General features: G+C 72.7%; 21 protein-coding genes. 7 read left to right on the top strand and 14 right to left on the bottom strand.

The features are described 5' to 3' along the window. Window positions 1-63: 63 nt before the first annotated feature. Window positions 64-876 carry a hypothetical protein gene (locus AB0K51_RS28320; protein WP_363459995.1) on the bottom strand — a complete coding sequence of 271 codons (813 nt, stop codon included), beginning with the start codon at window positions 874-876 and terminating at the stop codon, window positions 64-66. A gap of 215 nt (window positions 877-1,091) precedes the next feature. On the opposite strand from AB0K51_RS28320, the gene AB0K51_RS28315 reads away from it, so the two are divergent. Further along, window positions 1,092-1,586 carry a hypothetical protein gene (locus AB0K51_RS28315; protein WP_363459994.1) on the top strand — a complete coding sequence of 165 codons (495 nt, stop codon included), beginning with the start codon at window positions 1,092-1,094 and terminating at the stop codon, window positions 1,584-1,586. A gap of 22 nt (window positions 1,587-1,608) precedes the next feature. On the opposite strand, the gene AB0K51_RS28310 is transcribed toward AB0K51_RS28315, so the two are convergent. From AB0K51_RS28310 to AB0K51_RS28270, 9 genes are all read right to left on the bottom strand, one after another. Beyond that, the gene (locus AB0K51_RS28310; RefSeq protein ID WP_363459993.1) at window positions 1,609-1,935 is read right to left on the bottom strand and encodes a hypothetical protein; all 327 of its coding nucleotides are present in this window, start codon (window positions 1,933-1,935) and stop codon (window positions 1,609-1,611) included. A gap of 167 nt (window positions 1,936-2,102) precedes the next feature. Beyond that, complete coding sequence (locus AB0K51_RS28305; protein WP_363459992.1) at window positions 2,103-3,824, bottom strand: relaxase/mobilization nuclease domain-containing protein; 1,722 nt, start codon at window positions 3,822-3,824, stop codon at window positions 2,103-2,105. Next, window positions 3,814-4,227 carry a plasmid mobilization relaxosome protein MobC gene (mobC, locus tag AB0K51_RS28300; protein WP_363459991.1) on the bottom strand — a complete coding sequence of 138 codons (414 nt, stop codon included), beginning with the start codon at window positions 4,225-4,227 and terminating at the stop codon, window positions 3,814-3,816. The genes AB0K51_RS28305 and mobC overlap by 11 nt, the downstream gene beginning before the upstream one ends. A gap of 254 nt (window positions 4,228-4,481) precedes the next feature. After that, window positions 4,482-4,706, bottom strand: a complete 225-nt coding sequence (locus tag AB0K51_RS28295; protein WP_363459990.1) for a hypothetical protein — start codon at window positions 4,704-4,706, stop codon at window positions 4,482-4,484. Between the two features lie 51 nt (window positions 4,707-4,757). Continuing rightward, window positions 4,758-6,479, bottom strand: a complete 1,722-nt coding sequence (locus AB0K51_RS28290) for a DUF2637 domain-containing protein (RefSeq protein WP_363459989.1) — start codon at window positions 6,477-6,479, stop codon at window positions 4,758-4,760. Then, window positions 6,476-7,018 carry a WhiB family transcriptional regulator gene (locus tag AB0K51_RS28285; protein ID WP_363459988.1) on the bottom strand — a complete coding sequence of 181 codons (543 nt, stop codon included), beginning with the start codon at window positions 7,016-7,018 and terminating at the stop codon, window positions 6,476-6,478. Before AB0K51_RS28285 ends, AB0K51_RS28290 begins: the two co-directional genes overlap by 4 nt. Window positions 7,019-7,104: 86 nt before the next feature. Next, the gene (locus AB0K51_RS28280) at window positions 7,105-7,773 is read right to left on the bottom strand and encodes a DUF721 domain-containing protein (RefSeq protein WP_363459987.1); all 669 of its coding nucleotides are present in this window, start codon (window positions 7,771-7,773) and stop codon (window positions 7,105-7,107) included. Beyond that, entirely contained in the window at window positions 7,770-9,107 is a 1,338-nt protein-coding gene (locus AB0K51_RS28275; protein ID WP_363459986.1) for a helix-turn-helix domain-containing protein, read from the bottom strand. The genes AB0K51_RS28280 and AB0K51_RS28275 overlap by 4 nt, the downstream gene beginning before the upstream one ends. 202 nt (window positions 9,108-9,309) lie before the next feature. Then, entirely contained in the window at window positions 9,310-9,645 is a 336-nt protein-coding gene (locus AB0K51_RS28270; RefSeq protein WP_363459985.1) for a hypothetical protein, read from the bottom strand. 360 nt (window positions 9,646-10,005) lie between these two features. Between AB0K51_RS28270 and AB0K51_RS28265 the strand changes: the two genes are divergently transcribed. The 4 genes from AB0K51_RS28265 to AB0K51_RS28250 all read left to right on the top strand — a co-directional run bounded on the left by AB0K51_RS28265 (window position 10,006) and on the right by AB0K51_RS28250 (window position 13,892). Continuing rightward, the gene (locus tag AB0K51_RS28265) at window positions 10,006-10,440 is read left to right on the top strand and encodes a helix-turn-helix transcriptional regulator (protein ID WP_363459984.1); all 435 of its coding nucleotides are present in this window, start codon (window positions 10,006-10,008) and stop codon (window positions 10,438-10,440) included. A 490-nt stretch (window positions 10,441-10,930) separates the two neighbouring features. Next, complete coding sequence (locus AB0K51_RS28260; RefSeq protein WP_363459983.1) at window positions 10,931-11,431, top strand: ImmA/IrrE family metallo-endopeptidase; 501 nt, start codon at window positions 10,931-10,933, stop codon at window positions 11,429-11,431. Window positions 11,432-11,451: 20 nt separating this feature from the next. Next, window positions 11,452-12,696: an MAB_1171c family putative transporter gene (locus AB0K51_RS28255; protein ID WP_363459982.1), complete on the top strand. Its 1,245-nt coding sequence runs from the start codon at window positions 11,452-11,454 to the stop codon at window positions 12,694-12,696. 11 nt (window positions 12,697-12,707) lie between these two features. Continuing rightward, the gene (locus tag AB0K51_RS28250; protein WP_363459981.1) at window positions 12,708-13,892 is read left to right on the top strand and encodes a cytochrome P450; all 1,185 of its coding nucleotides are present in this window, start codon (window positions 12,708-12,710) and stop codon (window positions 13,890-13,892) included. A gap of 152 nt (window positions 13,893-14,044) precedes the next feature. Here the strand turns inward: AB0K51_RS28250 and AB0K51_RS28245 are convergent, their stop codons facing one another. After that, entirely contained in the window at window positions 14,045-14,914 is an 870-nt protein-coding gene (locus AB0K51_RS28245) for a hypothetical protein (protein WP_363459980.1), read from the bottom strand. 362 nt (window positions 14,915-15,276) lie between these two features. Here AB0K51_RS28245 and AB0K51_RS28240 point away from each other — a divergent pair, with 362 nt between their 5' ends. Next, window positions 15,277-16,425 carry a UDP-N-acetylglucosamine--N-acetylmuramyl-(pentapeptide) pyrophosphoryl-undecaprenol N-acetylglucosamine transferase gene (locus tag AB0K51_RS28240; protein ID WP_363459979.1) on the top strand — a complete coding sequence of 383 codons (1,149 nt, stop codon included), beginning with the start codon at window positions 15,277-15,279 and terminating at the stop codon, window positions 16,423-16,425. Window positions 16,426-16,569: 144 nt separating this feature from the next. On the opposite strand, the gene AB0K51_RS28235 is transcribed toward AB0K51_RS28240, so the two are convergent. The 3 genes from AB0K51_RS28235 to rfbB all read right to left on the bottom strand — a co-directional run bounded on the left by AB0K51_RS28235 (window position 16,570) and on the right by rfbB (window position 19,995). After that, window positions 16,570-17,709 carry a DegT/DnrJ/EryC1/StrS family aminotransferase gene (locus AB0K51_RS28235; protein WP_363459978.1) on the bottom strand — a complete coding sequence of 380 codons (1,140 nt, stop codon included), beginning with the start codon at window positions 17,707-17,709 and terminating at the stop codon, window positions 16,570-16,572. Then, window positions 17,706-18,932: an ATP-grasp domain-containing protein gene (locus AB0K51_RS28230; RefSeq protein ID WP_363459977.1), complete on the bottom strand. Its 1,227-nt coding sequence runs from the start codon at window positions 18,930-18,932 to the stop codon at window positions 17,706-17,708. Before AB0K51_RS28230 ends, AB0K51_RS28235 begins: the two co-directional genes overlap by 4 nt. A gap of 82 nt (window positions 18,933-19,014) precedes the next feature. Then, the gene (gene rfbB / locus AB0K51_RS28225) at window positions 19,015-19,995 is read right to left on the bottom strand and encodes a dTDP-glucose 4,6-dehydratase (RefSeq protein WP_363459976.1); all 981 of its coding nucleotides are present in this window, start codon (window positions 19,993-19,995) and stop codon (window positions 19,015-19,017) included. 307 nt (window positions 19,996-20,302) lie between these two features. Here rfbB and AB0K51_RS28220 point away from each other — a divergent pair, with 307 nt between their 5' ends. Continuing rightward, window positions 20,303-21,385: an XRE family transcriptional regulator gene (locus AB0K51_RS28220; protein WP_363459975.1), complete on the top strand. Its 1,083-nt coding sequence runs from the start codon at window positions 20,303-20,305 to the stop codon at window positions 21,383-21,385. Window positions 21,386-21,392 lie beyond the last annotated feature (7 nt).

Raw genomic sequence — 21,392 nt, 5'->3', positions numbered from 1 at the left:
GAACGGGTTGCGCTGCGGGCGGACCGGCAAGGCACTGTGGCGGCACGCCGCACCGAACGGGCGCTACCGCGGGCGGGCGACCGGCTGGTGGGGCTGGCCGGTGGCCGCTTGGTGCAGCCCTTCGCGCGGTGCCGGCGGCGCGGCCGGGGGCAGGGCTGGCGAGGTGGTGCGGGCGGCCGAGTCGCGGGTGGATGACAGCACCGGCGCGGGGGCGGCCTGGACGACCACGTCAAGGAGAGCGGAGGGGCAGACGTAGCCGATGTCGTGGCCCTGGAAGGAGCGGACGGCGCGGGTGACCGCGGCGCTTCGCTCGGCGAGTCCGGTCGCGCCGGGAGGCAGCTGGAACCGGACGTCCGTGGTGGTGGAGCGGTCGACGAAGCCCGCCTCGCGCAGCAGCTGCTCGGCCCGGGCCTGGGTGGCCAGGAGTTCGTCGCGGCCAGGGACGCCCAGCTGCTCCAGGCGCTGGTACACGGCCGCGAGCATCGCGGGCACGCTGCCCCGGTTGTGCTCGTGCGGGCCTCCGGGCTCGCTGTTGTAGATCACCTCGAACTGGTCGCTGTCCTCCGGGTGGTCCCGGGTGACGTGCCAGCTGTCGGGGAACCCGGGGATGGAGTCGCCGATGTCGCCGGTCTCCTGCGGCGGTGAGATCGTCAGGTGCGCGCCGTCGGGCAGCAGCGCGTGGACGATGTACTCGCTCAGTCCGAAGTCCTCGACGCACTCCAGCCCGCGGTGTTCGAGCGGGCCGGTGATGTGCGGGTACCGGCGGCTCACCCTGGCGGCGTCAAGGGGCCTGGGCGTGAAGGGGCCGTAGACGTAGGCGTTCAGCTCGTCGGGCTTCTCGGTGAACAGGACGGTCACCTGGGGCTCGGACTCCACGGGCACTCTCTTCTGCTGCGCGGGACAGGGGTGGTGCGCCCGCCGACGCAGCGTCGATCGCGTCCGTCGGCGGGCGGATCACCAGATTCCGCGCCGAGCGGCCGGATGCATCCGGCCGATCTTGTGGTAGTGCCGCCGCGGCAGCCTGGACCAGTCGGAACGTCGTGGGCCAAGATCACGCTCAGCCCCAGCCACTCGTCTCAGGAGGCGCTTCGATGGACAGCAACGATCTGTGGTACCTGGCCGGTCGGCACGCCGAGCGCTTCGCCCCCGCCAGCGACTACCTCGCCCGGCGTTGGGATCAGGCGGTCCGCGAGGCGGCCTCGCTGATCGAGCCGGGCCTGCCCGAGCACTACGGCTACGGCCCGTTCGTCCCCGCGCTGGACGTTCTCGCCCTCGCGCTCTACGCCCGGGACGACTTCGACCCCGGACATGGTCCGGGGTCGTGTGAGATCGCCGACATGCTGGCGTCGCCCGAGGCGGAGCAGCGGATTCGTGAGGGGTTGGCCGAACGCGGCCATGGCTCTCCCGGTGACCGGTTGCTGGAGCTGTTCTCCCAGCTGACGCGGGAGAAGCAGTGGGATCCCAGCTGGGACGCTCTCCCTTCGCTGGAGCAGCCGTTCCCGGGGACGGCCTTCCGCTGGGCGGCGGGATGGTCCGACTACTGGCTGCGCAATCGCGCGCCTCGGGCTGACCGAGCAGTCGTCTGACCGTCCGGCGCCGCGGTTGCAGTCAGCTGATGCTCGCGCCGACCGGGCTCCCGCAGAACGAGACAGTCGACCGGCTGCATAGGTACCACCCGCTGACCGGGAGGCCGTCCTCTCCCTGCCAGGTGATCTGCGCCGACCAGCGCAGGCTGCCCAGGCGCAGCCGCCAGTGTTCGATCCGGGCGGGTCGCCACTGCCCGCCGACGCGGATCTGCGCCCGCGCCCAGCGGGCCTCCGCCGGCCAGGTGCGGCCCGGGCCGGTCAGCAGAGCTGCCGGTGCGGGCGTCGCGTCCCCGTCGTCGTCCCCGAGGTGGAGTCGTTCGGGGCGGGGGTGCGGGAGGGCGGCGCTCATACCGCCATCGTACGCCTGTTCGATTTTCGTTTTCTGTTCCTTCCTTCGCTCCGGCCGAGTGCCGGAAACGCCGAGGACGCCAGCCCTGCGGGGCTGGCGTCCTCGGTGCTGCTTTCTCAGAGCGAGGCCACGTTAGCGTGCCGGACCCGACGGCGTATCGGGTTCGGTCAGCGCGTCGGGCGTCGCCTCGGCGCGGGCGCCGCAGCGGCAGCCTGTCCGATCCGGGTGCCGGTGCCGCGCCTCGCGGTGGCGGGCTCGGGTGCAGCCGTCAGCCCGGCGATCCGCCGGACCCGCCACACCATCACGGCGGTGACCGAGTCGGCGGTGTCCAGCTCTCGCCATGACCTGGCCTCCTCCAGCAGGGCGGCCGGGTCGTGGCCGGCGGCCTCTGCCTCGGCGAGGGTCGCGGCGAGCGCGTCCCAGCCCTCCTGCTCCCGAGGGGCGCCCTCGGCGTCGGCCAGCCGGGTGCGGATGATCTCGTTCTGGCGTTCGCGGACCGCCGTCGGCAGCGTCCGGCCGCTGTGGGCCATCGCGGCCATGGGCCTGGCGGCAACCGTCCGGTACGCCGCGCGCAGTTCGCGGGCGGCGGCGTCGGCGGCAGCGGCCTGCTGGGCGTGGCCTCGGCCGGAGTGCCAGCGGGCGGCGGCGATGGCCAGCAGGACCAGGGCGGACAGCAGCATGGCCGTCGCGCCGCCGTCCTCGCCCCTGTTGGTGGCGTAGCCGCTGGACAGCATCTGCCGAGCGGCGTAACGCAGGTTCCGGTTGTCGGCGCGCTCGGCGCGGATGTGGCTGCGCGAGGCACGCTCGAACGCCCGCGCCGCTGCGAGGAGCTGGGCGCGGGTGTCGGCCGGTGCGCGGATGGCGATCACGTCGATGACCTCGATCGCTCCAGTGAGCTGGGCGGCGACCTGCTCGTCTTCGCCTTCGTCGATCGTCCGGGCGGCGGCCTCGACCGCCTGGGCTGCACCGCGCCGGGCCTGTGCGGCGCGCGAACCGGGGGTGCGGGTCTTGCCCGTCGCCGCGCCGTCGGGCGGCACGGTGTCGGCGGCGTCGACCGGTCCGGCGCCCAGGCGCTTGCGGATACGGGGCAGGGACAGGTCCGGGGCGAGCCGGGAGCCGCCGAAGAACACCGGCTCGCCGTTGGCGTTGCGGTCGTCCGGGTGGGCGACGGAGTATCCGAGCACGTCGCCCGACGGTCCGGTCTTGAAGCTGACCAGGAGACCAGCTGTCTTGAGCCGGTCGAGGAACTCCTGCTCGTCGGCAGCGCCAGCGAGGGCGCGCCGGACGGCGTCGCGCAGCTGGAGCCGGACGGGCTCGCCTTTGCCGAGGCGCTTCGCCTTGTGGCCTTCGGCGCTGGTGGGCCGCTTGGCGGCGGTCCCGTCGCCCTGGTTCAGCTCCTTGAGGCCGAAGTCCTTCTCAATCTGGCGACATGCGGCCTGTGCGCGGGTCGCGTCGCCGTTCAGGCGGGCTTGGCGCAGGTCGCCGCGCACGATGGTGGCCATGATGTGGATGTGGCGCGCGTCGTGGCGGACCGCGATCCAGCGGCAGCCGTCGGGGTCGCCGGGCTCGGCGATGCCGGCGGCGGCGACCACGCGGCGGGCGACCTCGGCCCACTCCTCGTCTGTGAGGAGCCGGTCGCCGGGGTCCGCGCTGACGGGGCAGTGCCACACGTGCCGCTTCGGCTTGCGGGCGCCGAGTTGGTTGACCCGCAGGTCGAGGGCGGCCTCCAGTTGCGAGAGCGTGGCGTGCGGGTCGCGGCCGGGGTCCGGGGCGAAGCCGTCCCAGCTGGCGACGATGTGGGGGTCTTCGTGTTCTTCGTGTTTGCCGGGGCCGAAGAGGTAGGCCAGCAGTCCGTACGTCTTCGACCCGCGGCTGATGTCAGGGACCACCGGCGGCCCTGGTGGCGAGCTGATAGGCGGTGCGGTCGACGGTGGCGATGGCGGCGCGGACCGCGCCGAGTGTGGCGTCGAGGTCGGCAGGTCGGACCTGGCCGCCGGCGTTGAAGGCGAACGCGATCTGGTTCAGGTTGTTGCCGACCCGGGCGAGGTGGGCGCGGGCGGAGACGAGGGTGTCGACGGCTCGGTCGAGTTGGTCTTGCGGGTCGCGGGCGCTGCTGTGGCCGCGGGCGGCGGCGAGCGTGCTGGTGGCGACGAAGCGGGAGACGGTCTGCTCGCGCTGCTCGGCGGCGGTGGTGATCTCGTCGCGCTCGGCGGCGTTGAAGCGGGTGACGATGCGGTGGGGGCGCTGCTGGGCGTCGCGGTGGCGGCGGCGCGGGCGGCGCTTGGGCGTCAACTCGGCTTCGGCTTCTTGGGGTTGTGGCGTGGTCGTGGCTTCTCCTTTCCTCGGTTCCCGGAGCGCCCTCGCTCCGGATTCCTGGGTGGAGTCGAGCGCCCTCGCTCGGCTCCGCCCAGGTCCCTCGCCCCCCTGGGGCGAGGGCAAGTGCCTGGGGCGGCCCGTAGGGCTGCCCCAGGCGATAGCTTGCTGCGCCGTCGGTGCCCGTCCCCGTCCCGGACGGCGGGGTCAACTCGCTTCCACGGCAACGGATTTCACGGCCTCGATCCGGCCTCCAGCTGGTAGTCGACGAGCACGTCGACGGCGTACTCGATCACCTCCGGCGGCGACTCCAGGACGAACTGCGGGCCGCTGCGGGTGCGGCGGACGATCCAGCTGCCGTCGCTGGCTCCGTCTGCGGTGTGGAGGAGGCCCTGCTCGCGCAGCAGGCTCATCAGGCCGGTGGCGAGGTGCTCGTCGGTGTTGCTCTTGGCGGTCAAGTCGGTTCCTAGGGTGGAGTGGGGGCCGGTTGTGCGGCGGTTTCGGGCAGGTCAGCGGCGCGCGGGCGGGGGTTTGCCCTCGATGTCCTTCAGCTCCCGCAGGAGCTGGCCGAGCGCGGTGTTGTTGATGGGCACGTTCTGGGCGCGGAGGCCGGCGCGCAGGGTTTCGCGGGTCAGGCGTCCCTCGGCGGTGGCCGCCACGGTCCGTCCGATCGGCAGCAGCGCCTCCAGCTCGTCGTCGCTCAGCTGGCGCTTGCGGACTTCGCGCTCCGGTCCCGGGTCAGCGCCGGGGACCGGGGACGGGGCGGCGGGGACGGTCCCGGTGGTGGTGCTGGCCGTGGGGACGGCCGGCGGTCCCGGTCGGTCCCCGCCGGGGACGGTCGAGGTGATCGGGGTCGGGTCGGTCCCGCGTCGGGGACCGGCCTCGTTCGCGGGGACCGGTCCCGGCCGGGCTTCGGGGCCGGTCCCCGTGCTCGCGGTCCCCGGTGCCGGGACGGCCCGCAGGACGGTCGGGGTGGGGACGGTCCCGGGGTCGCGGGGACGGCCCGCCGCGGCTTCGGCCGGGGTGGGGACGGCCGGGACCGGGGACGGGGAGGCCGCTGCGGGTGCCGGGTGGCGCTGGATTGCGGTCGCCGTGGCGGCGCTGACCCGGCCGGTCCCGGCGGCCTCGCCCAGCCGGTTCGCGGCGGTGCCGTTGGGGACCGGTCCCGCCCCGTCGCCGGGACCGGGTTCGGCTACCGGGACCGGTGTCGTGGGGACGGCGGGGGGCGCCGCGTGCACCAGCGGGGCGGAGACGGACGGATCGGCGGGGACGGTCCCGGACGAGGTGCTCACCGGTCCCGGGGACGGAGGGGTGACCGAGACGGTCCCGGGCTCCGGGACGGGATTCGGGGGGACGGCCCCGGCGGGTCCGGGGACGGGGACCGTCCCGGCGGTGGGGACCGTTCCGTTCTCTGGGGCGATCCCGCGGGTGGGATCGGCGGCGGGGGTCTGGGGACCGGGGACGGTCCCGCTGGTGGCGGCGGGCTCAGTGCTGGGGACGGGGACGGCGGTGCTGGTGGCGGCCGGTCCCGGCGGGAGGGCGGTCGGCTCCTGGGGGGCCTTGGTCAGGGACACCGGGGACGGGGTGGGGACGGCGGGCAGTTCATGGTGCGGGTCCGCGGTCGCCGAGGCCGCGCTGTCGAGGACAGCGGTCTCGGTCAGCTTGCGGTTCCACCACCGGGTCCGGACGGCCGGATTCGTCTGGCCGTCCTCGCTGGAGGTGTCCTTCCGACTCCACCAGTTGGCCTTGGCCGGCTTCTGCGTCCTCGAGTTGGTCGCGGAGTCAGCGTCGGCGCCGGAGGTGTGCCGGGACATCACGATGTAGAGGTGGGTGGCGCCGCCGAGCACCAGCGGGGCGATGGTGCTGAGCACGCCGACGGACCAGTCCGGCAGGTGCAGTCCCTCGCCGGCCGGGGTGAGGTCGTTCAGGCGCACGGCGTGGGTCCAGTTGGCCCAGACGCTCGTGGCCGTGGCACTGCCGAACACCGACCAGGTGTAGACGCGGGCCCGCAGCGGCGCTTCCTTGAGCACGACCAGGGCCCGGGTGCCGTAGGCGATGAACCCGTCGATGGCGACGGGGAACAGGTAGGTCAGTTCGGGCCGGATGTGCATGGCGACGGCCATCTGCTGCAAGGCGTCGTAGGACAGGGCGCCGCCGACGCCGCCCATGGCGCCGATCGCGGCCTTGTCCCACCAGGACATGCCCGGTGTGGTTCGCTGTTCGTCGCTCACGCGGCCACCGCCCGGCGGGTGGTCATGGAGGCGGCGATGCGCTGTTCGCGCTGCACGGCCAGCGGCTGGTTCTCCATGTCGGCGCGGGCGTCGCGCAGCAGCTCCAGGGCGTACTTGCGGCTGATGCCGAGGGCGCGCGACCAGATGTTCACGTCCAGGCCGAGGATCGCGGCGACGGTGACCACGGAGGTGCGCTCCGGCCAGGACAGGCTGACGGATCGGCCGGCGAGGGCCTCGCGGATTCGCGGCTCCTCCCAGCGGTGGACGTTGGCGCGGCGGTGGAGGACGTCACGCTCGCCTTTGGTCAGGCCGGCGCGGATGCCCTCGCGGTCGTTCAGGTCCAGGGCTTCCTGCAGGCACTGCTGGCTGACGACGCAGGAGCGGCACATCGACTTGGCGGCGGCGGTCTCCTCCGCCTGGTCGGGCAGCGGGTGGAACAGGTCCGGCTGCGCGGTGCCGGCGCAGGCGGCGTCCTTGACCCAGTTGTGGTCGCGGCGGCGGGCGGCGAGCTGGATCGGGGCGGGCAGGGTGTCGGGCACGGTTGCGGTGGTCTCCGAGGTGGGCCTGCTGCGGCAGGCGGCTGGTCGGTGGCGGGCGGGCCCGGCCGCAGCGGCGGCGGGGCCGCTCAGCTGCTCGTGGCGGGCGCGGGTGTGGCTCTGGCTCTGGCCAAGGCGCGGACCTTCTGCTCGATCGCCGGGGCGGCGAGCGGGTCGGCCGGGACACGGGCGCGGGCGGCTTGCAGCTGGGCGAGGGCCCGCTGGTAGCCGGGCGAGGCGTTCTCCCGGGTTCTGAGCGGTCCGGGCGGGCGGCGGTCCGGTGCGGTGGTACCGGTCCCGGGCGAGGGGGCGGTGGTGGGTCTGCCGCCGCGCTCGGCCAGGACGCGGATGCTGCGCACGGCGGGCTGCTGGTGCAGGGCGTTGATCTCGGCGACGAGGTGGGCGGCGAAGTGGCGCAGGTGGGTGGCGTAGGCGGGCGAGTCGGCCTGGACGTCGAGGCGGCCGGTGGCGTGGTCGAAGGCGACCGCCGTGGTGTGGGCGGCGAGGTCGCCGGCGGCGCGGGGCCACAGGTCGGTGACGGCGCCGCCGGACAGCGGGGCGTTCCAGGCGTGCTGCTCGACGAGGCCGCCGAGTGCGGCGGCGAGCCCGACCGGGTCGCGGTCTGCGGAGCGGACGGCAGCGCGCCGGGGTGCGCGGGCCTTGGCGGCACCGGCGGGGCGCTTGGCTGCGTCGGCCTGGGCGCGGCGCAGGGTCAGGCGGGCGAGGTCGATACCGCGGGGCTCGTCTTGCGGGTTCATCGGGTGGCTCCGGCGGTGAGGTGGCTGGTGGTGGCGGTCAGGCGGACGACGCGCTCGACGAGGTCGGCGCCGTAGATCTCCTCGGCCTTGTCCCGGCCGGCGAGGGCGACGGCGGAGGCGACCAGTTCGGGCTGGCCTGCGAGGTACTGGCGCCAGGCGAGGGTGCGGACCTCGGCCCGCTCGGCGTCCGTGGGCTCCAGGGGCAATTCGACGAGCTGCTGCTGGCGCTTGGAGGCGGTGAAGGCGTCGCGGACCAGGCGGGCGACCGCGGTACTGCGCGGTGCGGACCACGAGCTGTTCCACTCGGCGTGGCGCTCTCGGGAGGCGTGGCGGCTGTCCCGCCACCAGGCGACCAGGTTGTTCCGCTTGGCCGGGGTGTCGAACAGCAGCTCCGTCCCGGCCAGGCGGGCGGTCAGGAAGCCGCTGGGCCGGTGGATCCGGTCGGCGGGTGCGCGCAGGGCGAGTACGGCGATGACCTCGTGGGCGGTCCAGCCCGCGTCGGCGAGGTGCCGCACGGCCCAGGCCACGCGGGCGACGGGCGTTCCGGCCAGCCACGGGACCTGCTGCACCAGCTCCAGGCCGAGCTGGTAGCGCCGCCCAACCTGGTTCAGCGCCTTGCGGGTTCTTCTTCTCGTCGGGGTGCTGCTGGGCTTCCCGCTTCGAGGTTCGCCCTCAGAGGGAGAAGAGGTAAGTCCCGCAGGAGAGACAGTGCAGAAACCACCCTCCATTGGGGTGCAATCCGAAGTGCCAGAAAATGAAGGCTTCTTGGCCTTGCGGACCTTGCGGCGCACTGTGCGGGCGGCCTTCTTGCCGAGCCGGGCCAGCTGGGTGCGGCCCTGCTCGGAGACACCGACGACGGCGCGGATGAAGGTGTCAGAGGGCGCGGTGCGCAGGCCCAGGTCCTGGTCGAAGGCGTCGGGTATGGTCCGGGCGAACTCGCTTGCCCTGGCGCGCTCCTGGCGGACACGGGTGCCCTTGACCCGGTAGGCCAGCAGGCCCGCCTCGCGCAGGATCGCCAGGTGGTACTTCACGGTGCGCGTCGAGACCTTGAGCACGCGGGAGAGGAAGTCCACGCCGGGTCGGCACGGGTTGAGCTGGGCGAGCTGCTGGGCCAGCAGCACGGTGGTGGTACCGAACCGCGGGCCGTGGCTGCGGACAGGCGTGCGGGTGCCGATGTCGTGGGCCCAGTGGACGGCCTGGAGCCAGGTGTACGGGTCGGGGGCGATGCGCGAGCCGGTGGTGGAGATCCACTGCTCGGCGAGGGGAACGGGCAGGCCGGGGTCGCCCGGCGCGCTCGCGGCGGAGGTGCGCGCGGGCAGGAGGGAGCTAGGCATGGAGGTGAAAGGTTTCGCCTGGTGCGCACGGCAGTGGTCGCCAGGGCAGGCGGTGCCGTCAGCGCGGAACGGGTGAGGGCAGGAGAAGGCGCGGCTGCGGCCGGCGGCGGGGCGGTCGGTCCCGGCGCGGGTGTGCCTGCGCTCTGCGCGGTCCGCGATGCAGCGGGCTCTGCCGCTCGGCGGACGTGGTGAAGGTGGTGGCTCAGGCCGCCAGCGGGAGGTCCTCGCCGCCGGCAACGGCCAGGGCGGTCAGCTCCCCGGTGGCCAGGTCGAGGCGGTGGGCGCATCCGCGATCCAGCGGAAAGGCGGTGCTGATCCATCGGGCCATGGCCTGGCGGATCGCGAGCGGCTGCGGGACCGGTCGGCCCTGGGCGTCGTACGCCTCGGCGGTGCGCGGCAGGCCGCCCTCGGCGGCGCTGTTCAGGACCACCGACGCGGTGCCGGGGGCGAGACGGGCGAGGATCTCGGCGAAGGCCACGGAGGTGACGGCGACCAGGCGGCCGTCACCGGTCCCGGTTGTGCGGATCGAGGAGGACATGCGAGACTCCAGGGCTGATGTCCGGCCGCGTTGTGAGATGCGGGGGCCGGGCGTCGGACGTGTTCGACGTCCTCGCGTGCGGAGGAGTCCGGGAGCGCCAACTCCTGGGCCCTCCGCCGAGGGCGGCCGAAGCCGCTGCCCCGCCGGTCGGACCGGCGCGCCAGCGGAGGCAGCCCCCGGTTGAGCGGGCGCGATACCGCCCCCCACCAGGGATTCTGCACTTTAGTTTCCCTTCGGCGAGATCAACGTACACCAGAGTTCGCCCGAATGGGACACTAAAGTTCTGGCCCTGGCGTGCATCCGGGCACTGTTGGGTACTAAAGTGCGTCCGTGGGACGATCTGACACGGAGGACAGGGCCATGGCGGGACAGGCGGACAAGGACAAGGGCCTTGCGCAGATCGCCGCACGCCTCGACCGCCTCTTCGAGGAGCGCCGCCCAGCGGACCGCGGCCCGTACACCGTCGCCGAGGTCTCCGCCGGCACCGGGATCAGCGACACCCTGCTCCGGGGCATGCGCCGGGGCGACAAGACCAACCCCACGATCGACACCCTGATGAAGATCGCCGCCTTCTTCGACGTACCCCCGACCTACTGGGTCTCGGACGACCCGGAGAAGGAGATCGCCGGCCGCGACCTCCAGCGGGCCATGGAGGACGCCGGCGTCCAGTCGATCGCACTGCGCAGCAAGGGCCTCGACGCCAAGGGCCTGCGCTTCGTCAAGGAGTCGATCGACATGGCACGCAGCTCGCAGGGCCTGCCTCCGGCCGAGGAACCGGGCGAGCCGACACCCTGAGCCCCTCGCTCCCGGCGGCTCAGGCATGCCCAAAAATCTACGCGCGAAGACCTTTCGATCTGCATTCCTGATTCCCCATCAGGGAATGCAGACCCCCAATCGGGGGGAGCAATCCCCCCCGGCTTGACGAAATTCATCCCCCTACTTGGGGAAACCGCGAAGGAATCCGGTAAGGGTAAGAGAGTGATGCATGTCACTCTTACTTTTGGCATGTCCCTGCGCTTATTACTTTCGGTAGTGAAGCACCTGAGTGATGCCTGTGAGCCCCCCGTAAGCGTCAGGAATCGTCGCAGGTCAGGGGCCATCAGGTTGCGACGCTGCGTGACGGCATGGCCCCATACCGTCCAGTATGTGAGCATTAGGCAAGATCAATGCTTAAACGATCTTTATGCGTTGTGCTTAACATCCTCACATCGCTGTGATGCCGGGCCGCGAAATCCGATGCCCGGCGCGGGGCAGCGAATTCATGATCATTTCTTGGGAGGGGATCGTGCATGCCGAATCGCTGCGCACCGCTTGCGAGGACCGCCTGCGCCAGCTGGAACTGCCTCACCGCTTCACCGAAGCCGAGCTAATCGAGGCCGTCTCCGCCCTGGTCGGCCGACGCATCGAGTGCGAGCCCAAGGCGATGCAGGAGAGCGACGGCTGCGGCCTGCGCCAGCGCTACGACGACCGCGAGGTCGTCTTCTACGAGCAGAGCGCGCCACCGCTGCTGCGCCTGCAGATCATTGCCCACGAGCTGGGCCACATCCTGTTCGACCACGCCGGCACCGTGAACCGGGCCGACTTCAAGACGGACGCCCAACTCGCGTCCGAGATCGACTGGGTGGGCGCACTCGGCGTCTCGGCGCGCACCTCCTACAACACCCCCGAGGAGCAGGAGGCCGAGCACCTCGGCTCGCTGCTCGTCTCGCGGATGGTCCGCGAGCGCAAGACACCCTCACCCCGACCGACCGCCGCCTCCGAGCGGTGGGCCGCCATGTACACCTAAGACGAGAGAACAGCGCCACCGTGATCACCATCGTCACCTTCGGCCTGCCCGCCTTCCTCCTCGCGGCTGCGGCCTTCTGGATGCGCCCCCGCGCCGGCGGGGCCCCCAGACCCTCGAACGCCGCCTCAACCGCTGTACTGCTCGTCGCCTGGGCCGTCGCGATCACGGGGTTCAATCCCGCGGTCCAAGACGCCGCTGACCTCATCACCCGCGACCTGGCCAAGCTGATCAGCAACGTGCTGATGCTCGGCGCGAGCCTCGCGGTGGTCGGCTTCCTCTTCGCCCTCAACTACGACCCGGCACCGGCGCGCGCCAAGCTGCGGCCCCGCTTGCGGCTGCTCACCCTGACCGTCGCGGTGATGAGCGTCGCGTTCTTCGCCACCCCTGCCGACCGGCGCTGGAGCAGCCCCTTCACCAACACTCACTGGGGCCAGGCCCCGGCCACCCTCACCATCTACACCATCGCCTACGTCGCTTTCATGGGCCACGCCACCTACGACGCGCTCGCCCAGACCTGGCGGCGCAGCACCGAGACGGACTGGCGGATCCACAAGGTCGGCCTCAAGGCCGTCACCGCCGGCTGCTTCTTCGTCCTGCTCTACCTGCTCTACAAGGTCGTCAACGCCGCGGGCAGCCTCGCGCACGTCGAGCTGTTCCCCGGCGGTCCCCGGTGCACCTCGCTGGTGACCCCGTACCGCTGCGCGTTCTCCTTCACGGCCCCGCTCACCGGCGTTCTGCTGATCACCGCCGGACTGACCGTGCCCGCGATGCTGTGGCCACTGGCCAAGCGCAGGCTCACCGCCTGGCAGCGGCAGACCGCCCAGATCATGGTTCCTCTGTGGCAGGACATCACCGCAGTGGACCCCGACGTCGTACTGAACACCCTCGGCGACGGCGCGGAGCCCGACCTCGTGCTGCACCGGCGCACCGTCGAAATCGCCGACGGCATCCTCAGCCTTGAGGAGCACCGCTCCCGGGCAGTGCGGCAGGCCGCCGAGGAAGCGGTGGCCGCCGCCGGCCTCACCGGCATCGAGGCGGAGGCCGTGGTCGAAGCGGCCGTCGTCGCGGGCGCCATCCAGGCAGCCCGCTGGGGCGCCCGGGCCCAGCGCAACCCGGCCCCTTTGGCCGAGCAAGGCTCCGCCCGCGAGGCGGATTTGGAGAAGGAGGCTGTCTGGCTACGGTTGGTGGCCGAGCAGTACACCGGAAGCGAGATCGTCCACCGCATCGCCGCAGCGCACCAGCCCCCCGCGCTGGACGCGGCATAGGAGCGAGCACCATGGCCAGCCCCTTCTCCGACCCCGCCTTCTACCGCGACCGCTACCCCACCTACGCCGCACTGCGGCAGCGGTGCCCTGTCGCCCAAGTACCCATGGGCGGCAGCTCCGGGACCGCGACCGTGGTCACCGGCTACGAGCAGGCCAGGGCCGCGCTCGCCGACCCCCACCTGTCGAAGGACACGAGCGCGTTCTTCGCCGACCGGCCCTCCGGCCGCGTGCTGCACCCGGCGCTGGCCAGCACCATGCTCAACAGCGACCCGCCCGACCACACGCGGCTGCGCCGGCTGGTCACCCGGGCCTTCACCCCGGCGCGCGTCCAGCAGCTGCGTCCAGCGGTGCGCGCCCTCGCCGAGGAGCTGGTCGACGGCTGGTCCCCGGGCGACCGGGTGGACCTGATGGAGGGTCTGGCCGTGCCGCTGCCGGTCACCGTGATCTGCCAGCTCCTCGGCGTCCCCGCCGCCGACCGCGCCAGGGTCCACCGCTGGTCCTCGGACCTGCTGGCCACCGGCGACCACGAGCGGATCGACGCCGCCTCCCACGCCCTGGCCGACTACATGTCCGCCCTGGCGGCGGCCAAGCGCGAGGAGCCCGACGAGGCCCTGCTGTCCGCACTGGTCGCCGTCCGCGACGAGGACGGCGACCAGCTCAGCGAGCTGGAGCTGGTCTCCCTCGCGGTGCTGCTCCTGGTCGCCGGGCACGAGACGACCACCGCGGCGATCGGCAACAGCGTCCTGGCGCTGCTCCAGCACCCCGAGCAGCTCGCGCTGCTGCACGCCGACCCCGGCCGGATCCCCGCGGCGGTCGACGAACTGCTGCGCTACGACTCCCCGGTGAGCATCGCGACCTGGAGGTGGGCACCGAAGGCCACCTTCCTCGGTGAGACGGAGGTGCCGGCGGGCAGCCCGGTCTTCGTCAGCCCCGGCGCCGCCAACCGCGACCCGGCCCGCTTCACCGACCCGGACCGGCTCGACCTCGACCGTCCCGATGCCCGCTCGCACCTGGCCTTCGGCCACGGCATCCACCGGTGCCTCGGCGCGCCGCTGGCCCAAGCCGAGGTCGAGACCGTCCTGCAACTGCTGCTGGAGCGCTTCCCCGACCTGCAACTGGCAGAGCCCGCCGAGCAGTTGCCCTGGCGGCACTCACGGCTCGTCCGCGGGCTGGAGGCGCTGCCCGTGCAGCTCTAGCCGCTGGTGGTGCTGCCCGCAGAACCGGGCAGCACCACCCGGCGGTGACCCCGGCCGTGTGCCACAGCGGGCCGCACCGGGCCGACAGTCGCCCGAACGCGGCTCCCAGGTCCACCAACTCCACCCCGCTGGCCACAGGCTCACAGCGGGCCTCACCGCCGCGAACTGGCCATCGCCGCCCGCACCTTCGCGATACCGCGCGCGGTCACCTGGACTCCGCGCTCCTCCGCACCATCCGGCCGCCCCGCCCCTCGGCAGCCCGCGCACAGCCCCGGCTCGGGCAGGGGGTCGCGGCACTGCTCGCACTCCGCCAGCCGCCGCTGCGGCACGACCGGCCGTTCAGCGGGCTTCTTCCGCTCCAGCCGCGACCGCAGCACCGCCACCGGGGAGTGCACCACCTCGGGAAGCCCGGTCAGCAGCGCCTGCCGCAGCTCGTCCTGCGAGGCCCCGCGGTCCATCCACTCCCGCACCAACGGGGCGAGCGCTGCCGCCTCCGCTACACCCAACGGCAGTCTCCGCTCCGGACGAACCGCTCTCAGCAGCGCGTTCACCGCTGCGAGCGTCTCCGGGTCCAGGTCCTCCGGCCTCGCTGCGGGCTCCGCCCGGCGGGGCCGAGGCATCTGTTCGGGAGCGGGCTTCTCCCGCCCTCCCACCTCGTCGGCCGGGGCCGCCTCGGCGAGCGGCTCCGTCTCCTCCTCGCGGGGGAGGGAGGGTACTTTCACCAGGTCCTTTGGAAGGACGCCACGATCACCGCAGTCCGGTTCACCGGAGCCCGGCGCAGTGGCACCCGGCAGCAGCCCCGTCTGCGGGCGGTCGAAGACGTGCGCCTCCGACCGCACCCTGCCGGACGGGTCGCGGACCACCTCCACCCGGTAGTACCCCCACACCCGCAGCTCGTCCAACGCCGCCGCCAGGGCCTTGCGCCCTTGCGGGCTGGAGTCCGCCATCTGCCGGCACGTCTCACGCCAGTCGTCCGGACGGGAAAGGAGGTCCACCAGCAGCCCGCGGGCGGTATAGGACATCGCCCGGTTCTGGGCCAAGGCGTTCGGAACGATCACGAAGTTGGACGGGTGGGGGCTGCGGTGGATACGCAGGGAGAGCCTCCTCGGCACCGCGGCCGGGCACGTCCCAGCCGAGGGACGACGGACCATAGCCAGGAACGCGGTGCAAGTGAAGCTCGCGCCGAGCGACCTTGATCACATCACGGGGAACGTACGGCGCTTGGTATCCGACAGAGCACTCCGGGCCCCGCCAGGCAGAACGCCTTGGAACCAGGCAACGACGGACAGTGTCCATCCCGTCGGTAGGCTGAGGGCCTTCAGCCAGGACGTGGCGCAATGGTCGATGGGAGACGAGCGTGGGGCTCAGCGGGCAGGACCGACCGTTGCGGTTGGTCGTGACGGGCGGCGGCACAGGCGGACACACCTACCCGGCGCTGACCGCGGTGCAGGCACTGCAGGAGCGACTCGCGGCGCAGGGACGGACAGTGGAGGTGCTGTGGATCGGCACCGCCGAGGGGCTGGAGGCTCGGGTCGCCCCGGCGGAAGGCATCCGGTTCGCTCCGGTCGCCACTGGCAAGGTCCGCCGCTCAGCCAACCCGTTGAAACTGGTCTCCCCCGCGAACGTGCGTGACATGGGTCGGGTGCCGTTGGGCGCGGCGCAGGCCCGGTCCCTGATCGCCGAGTTCGCGCCGGACGTGGTGTTGGCCACCGGCGGGTACGCGGCGGTCCCGACGGGCCTGGCCGCGCGCTCCTGCGGGGTGCCGCTGGTGGTGCACGAGCAGACAGTGCGGCTCGGCCTGGCGAACAAGGTCCTCGCGCGGGCGGCAACCCGGGTCGCCGTCTCCTCCGAGTCCACCCTGCCGCTGTTGCCGGAGTCCGCACGTCGCAGCGCCGTGGTGACCGGGAACCCGGTAAGGCCGGCGGTGCTAACCGGGCAGGCCGATAAGGCGGTTGCCGCCCTGGGTCTGTACGGCTTCGACCGCGCGCTCCCGACGGTGTACGTCACCGGGGGCGCGCAGGGCTCGGTGCAGATCAACACGCTCGTCTCGGCCGTCCTGCCGTGGCTGCTGGAACACGCGAACGTAGTCCACCAATGCGGCCCGGCCAACGAGGCGGCGCTCCGCGAGCCCGCCGGAGCACTGCCGCCGCGGCTGGCGGGTCGCTACCTGCTGACCGGCTACATGGGGGCGGAGCTGCCGGACGTGCTGGCGCTGGCGGACGTGGTGGTCAGTCGCAGCGGCGCGGGGACGCTCGCGGAGCTGACCGCGCTCGGCAAGGCCGCCGTGTTCGTCCCGCTGCCTACCTCGGCGGGCAACGAGCAGGCCCACAACGCCGTTCACCTCCAGGACGCGGGCGCGGCCGTCGCGTTGATCGGCGACATCACGGCGGAGGGCCTGCGGGAGGCGCTGGCCCCACTGCTCGCCGACCCGGCACGGCGCGCGGCGATGGCAGCGCGTTCCCGCGAGCACGGCCGCCCGGACGCGGCCCAGCGCCTGGTCGACGTAGTGCTCGACGCAGCCACCAGCGGCTGAACCCGAACGGCCCCGGTGCCCCCGCCCTCGAACAAGGCGAGCACCAGGGCCGCTCGACGTGCGCTTAGCCCAGGTGGCGCGAGGCTCCGGCTTCGATGAGCAGGGCGCAGACGACGCGGATGCGCCGGGGCGCGGCGGGACCGGTCATCGGGCCTCTCGGTTGGTCAGAGCCTCGCGCAGAGCGGCGACGGTGCGGTGGACGTCATCCTCGGTGAGGTGTTGGTGGAACGGCAGGGTGAGGATGCGCCCGGCGAGCTGTTCGGTGGCCGGCAACGGCCGGGCCCAGGAGGCGAAGGCGGGCTGGAGGTGGTTGGGCGGGTAGTGGACGCCGACGCCGATGCCCGCGTCGCGCATCTCGGCCCAGACGCGGTCGCGGTCGGGGACCGTGACGATGCAGAGGTGCGGGACGGAGTGCTCGACGTCGACGTCGACCAGCTCGACGCCGGGCAGGCCGGCCAGCGCGTCGCGGTAGGTGCACCACAGAGCGCGACGCACGGCGGCGGCCTCGCCGAAGCGGGTGAGCTGCGCGGTGCCGATCGCGGCGTTGAGGGCGGACATCGGGTAGCGGAACCCGGCGGCGGTGACCTGGTAAGTGGTGGAGGCGGCGCGGTCAGCGGCGGACTCCACCATGCCGAGCAGCCGCAGGGTCCGCAGCCGCTCGGCCTCCTCGGGGCTGCGGGGGACGACCGCTCCGCCCTGGGCGCAGGTCAGGTTCTTGATCGGCCCGAAGGAGAAGCAGGTCAGGTGCCCGTGCGCCCCAACCAGCGGGCCGTCGGCGGTGCGGGAGCCGAAGGCGTGGGCGGCATCCTCCACCACGGCGATTCCGCGCTGGTCGAGCAGGTCGGCAATCGGGGCGAGGTCGATGGCCCGGCCGCCGAACAGGACGGGCATCACCGCGGTGGTGCGCTCGGTCAGCGCCTCCTGCACGAGGTCGGGGGTGGTACACATCGTGACCGGGTCGATGTCCACGAACCGGGGCTCGGCCCCGGCGGCGAGGATCGCCTGCACGGAGGCGCAGAACGTCATCGACGGCACCAGCACCTCGTCGCCGGCGCCGACGCCGGCGGCGACCAGCGCGGAGTGCAGCGCCGCCGTCCCGGAGGAGACGGCCACCACCTCGGAGACGCCGAGGAAGTCGGCCACCTGTCGCTCGAACGTCTCGGTGACGGCGGTGTGCCCGTACTGGCCGCTCTCCAAGACCGCGGCGAGCGCACCGAGTTCGGTCCCATACAGGTACGGGCTGGCGTTGCGTGCGGCGTCGGGCCGCGAAGGGGTGGTGGTCACGATCCCTCCCGGGTCGGTCGGATGATCGGTCGGAGCAGTGAGCTGGCCGTGTCCAGGGCCACGGACACCTCGGCGGGCGAGGGTCCGGCGGCGGTGATCATGCCGATCTTGTGGCCGGACTGGTCGTGCGGGTGCACCCGGTCTCCGGGCTGGGCGTACAGCTCGATGCCGGTGACGCCGGGGACCTTGCGGGCTTCGGCGGCCCCCTCCCACGTCTCCAGTACGCCGTCCCCGTCGAGGGGGGAGCCGAGCAGTTCCACCCCGGCGTGCGCATCGCGGGTCGGTGTCAGGTAGGCGTCGAACGGCTCGCCGAGCGCGAGTGCGATGAGCGCGCCCACGACGTTGACGCCCATGGCGGCCTCGTGCAGGCGCGGGATGCTGTCCCCGCTCAGGCGCGGGTTGGCTTCGACGATGCGGCCCTGGCCGTCCTCGCCCAGGACGAGATCGAAGTTCGCGGGCCCGTCGGTGATGCCCAGCGCACCGCAGAGCCGCTCGGCGACGTCCTCAAGGTGGTGGTGCTCTGCAGGAGAGAGTTGCGTCGTGCTGATCCGCCGCACGACGCTTCTCCCGTCCACCAGCTCTTGCTCCTTGACGCAGGTCATGACCGACGCGCCGCCCTGGAGGAAGAGGTCGATGGTCAGCTGCCGCCCGGGGAGGAACTCCTCGGCGATCACAGTCTGCGAGGGGGAGTAGGAGCGTGCGCGGGCGATGGCGGCAGCCAGGTCGTCCGGGTGGGCGGCACAGGTGATGCCCTTGCTGCCTGATCCGTCCACCGGCTTGACCATGAGCGGGAACCGCAACGCTGCCGCTTTCGCGGAGACCTTGCCCGGGTCGTCCGACGCTACCCACCCGTACCCGGCGATGCCGCAGTTGGCGACGACCTGGTGGAAGGCGGCCTTGTCGAGGCCGGCCAAGGCCGCCTCCGGGTACACGTAGGGCATGCCGTAGCGCAGGCCCAGCACGCGCCAGGTCAGCAGGGCGGCGTCGGTCGCACCTGCCACGATCCCTGCGGGCCGCGTGTCGCCCAGCGCCTCGGCGATGGCGTCCGCGTCCCGGGTGGAGACCTGCATGGCCGCGTCGGCGAAGGGGAACGCAGGGGCGTCCTGGCGCATGTCGACGGCGATGGTCGGGATTCCCCGGCGCCCGGCCTCCTGGTAGAGGGGAATGTGCTCCTCCGATGCGCCGAGCACAAGCAGCGCGCTCCGCGGCCAGTTTTCAGTCATGCGGCTCTCCTGGTTCGGGTTGAGGGTGATGTGCGGGTCCTTGGCCGTGTAGTCGGCCCCGATGCCGGTGGAGGTATGGCGCTCACGCCGGGGCGAGGGCGTCGGCGAGGGGGGCGGTGTGCTGCCAGAAGCCCGGGTTCGCCCGGTACCAGGCGACGGTGGCCGCCAGGCCGGGCTCGAGGTCGCGGGTCGGCCGGTAACCGAGGTTTGCGATCTTCGACCAGTCCATCGCGTACCTGCGGTCGTTGGCGGTGCGGTCCGGCACGTGCTGCAGCATCGAGCGGTCGGCGCCGAGGATGCCGAGCAGCAGGGTGGCGAGCTGGCTGGTGGTGAGGTCGTGACCGCCGCCGATGTTGTAGACCTCGCCCGGTGTGCCCTGGTCCAGAACGAGCTCGATGCCGGCGCAGTTGTCCTCAACGTGCAGCCAGTTGCGCACGTGCCCGCCATCGCCGTGCACGGTCGCCGCCCTGCCCCGCAGCAGGCTGCTGACGAACCGCGGGATCACCTTCTCCGGGTACTGGCGGGGCCCGTAGTTGTTGGACGAGCGGGTGATGCACACCGGCACTCCGTACGTCTCGAAGTAGGAGCGGGCCACCAGGTCACCGGCGGCCTTGGAGGCGGCGTAGGGGATGCTCGGCGCGAGCGGCCACTCCTCCGTTGCGGCCCCGCTCTCGATCGACCCGTACACCTCGTCGGTGGAGACGTGAACGAACCGGGACACCCCGGCCCGACGTGCGGCCTCCAGCAGCGTGTGGGTACCGGCCACGTTGGTGGCGATGAACCGGCCGGAGTCCAGCAGCGAGCGATCGACGTGCGACTCGGCCGCGAAGTGGACCACGGCGTCGTGCTGGGCGACGAGTCCGCTGGCCAGGTGGGCGTCGAGGACGTTGCCGTGCACGAACTCGCAGCGGCCCGAGCCCCGGGCGGGCTCCAGGTTCGCGAGGTTGCCCGCGTAGGTGAGCGCGTCGAGCACCGTCACGTGCTCCACGTCGTCCCTGCGCAGCAGGCGGTCCACGAAGTGCGAGCCGATGAATCCGGCTCCGCCGGTGACCAAAACTTTCATCGAGTTCCATCCCCTTCTCTTGCAGCGGAGTTGGTGTGGAGCCGCGGCTGCGCGGCAGGCAGGTCCGTCGGCTTTTGCCGCGTTGCCCAGCCGGGCCTCTGATGTGCCAACTACGCTAGGAATCAGGCGTGGTGGGAAACACTCACCGGCGGTACGGGTTGCCACACCCTCCGACGAGGCCGGGACCGCTCGGTTGCACAACGACACACCCTCTGTCCGCCGGCGGGCAGAGGTGGACGCCGCGAGCTTCGTGAACTCCGTGGCGTCGGCGTGAAAGCCGTGAATGAGCGCGCGAAGGAGGGGGCCCGTGTCCGCGAAAGCGCCGTCGGCCGGTCTGGTCTCCGGCTACTTGCTGCGGCTGGCCCGCGAGAGCATCCCGCGCACCCAGGAAGGGCTGGCGGAGGATCTGGGCGTCGATGTCGGCACCGTGCAGGGCTGGGAATCCGGTCGTCGCCCGCTGACTCACACCCGCGCCGGCGATTACCTGGATCTGCGCCGACGCCTGGCCCTGCTGGGGGCCGACCCGCTGCTGCTCGCGCACAGCGGCTCGGCTCTGGACGCCGACCGCGTCCTGGCCGCCGTCCTCGACCCGCCGGCCGAGACCGGCCGCCATCCGCTGGCCGGGTGGGTCCAGCCCCGCGACTCCGCTCTCCTTGTCGCCTGGGCGCTTAGCGGCACCCCGCCGCCGGCGCTGGCCGACCGCGCCTCCCGGCCCCGGCGAGGCCCGGCCCGCCCCGGCCCGCTGCTGCCCGCACCCGAGCGCGCCCGCTTCTTCGCCAACCTCCGCACCACCGCCGAGCACGCAACCGTAAACGGGCATGGCGGCCTGCTGCACCGTCAGACTCTGTACCTCGCCAGCTACGACACCGCCGCCGATGCCGCCGCCTGGTCGGAGCAGGCTCTGCGCGGCATGCGACCCGCTCTGGGCCAGCGCGGCTACAGCACCCGCTCGATCGAGGCCCGCACCGTCGCCACCGTCGCAGCGCGCCAGGGCGATCCGGACCAGCTGCGGCACTTCATCTCCACCGCGCTCCTGGAGGACGAGCGGGGCGAACTAGCGAATCTGTCCTACTGGGCACTGTGGCTGGGCGCGATGCCTGCCGACCAGACCGACGACAGCTTCATGCACCATCCGGACCCGGCGTCCTGGGATCCGATCCGTCTCTTCCGCGCCCTCGTCTCCTCGTTCCATCTCGCGCCCGGCACCGTCGACCTGTACGTCCACTCGATCAGCACCCTGCTGGCCCTGCACCCGTGGCTGCCGCACGCAGCACCGGACGCCGCTCAGGCGTTCGGCACGTTCACGGCCGAGCTCCTCGACGGGAGTCTCATCTCCCCGACGTCCCGACGCGACCTGGACCGCCTGCGCTACGGTCGGAACGAAGGGTGACATGCAA

This window comes from Kitasatospora sp. NPDC049285 (assembly GCF_040678815.1).
Classification (GTDB): Bacteria; Actinomycetota; Actinomycetes; order Streptomycetales; family Streptomycetaceae; genus Kitasatospora.
The sequence above is the reverse complement of the archived record's forward strand: the minus strand, read 5'-3'. Positions and strand labels throughout refer to the sequence as shown.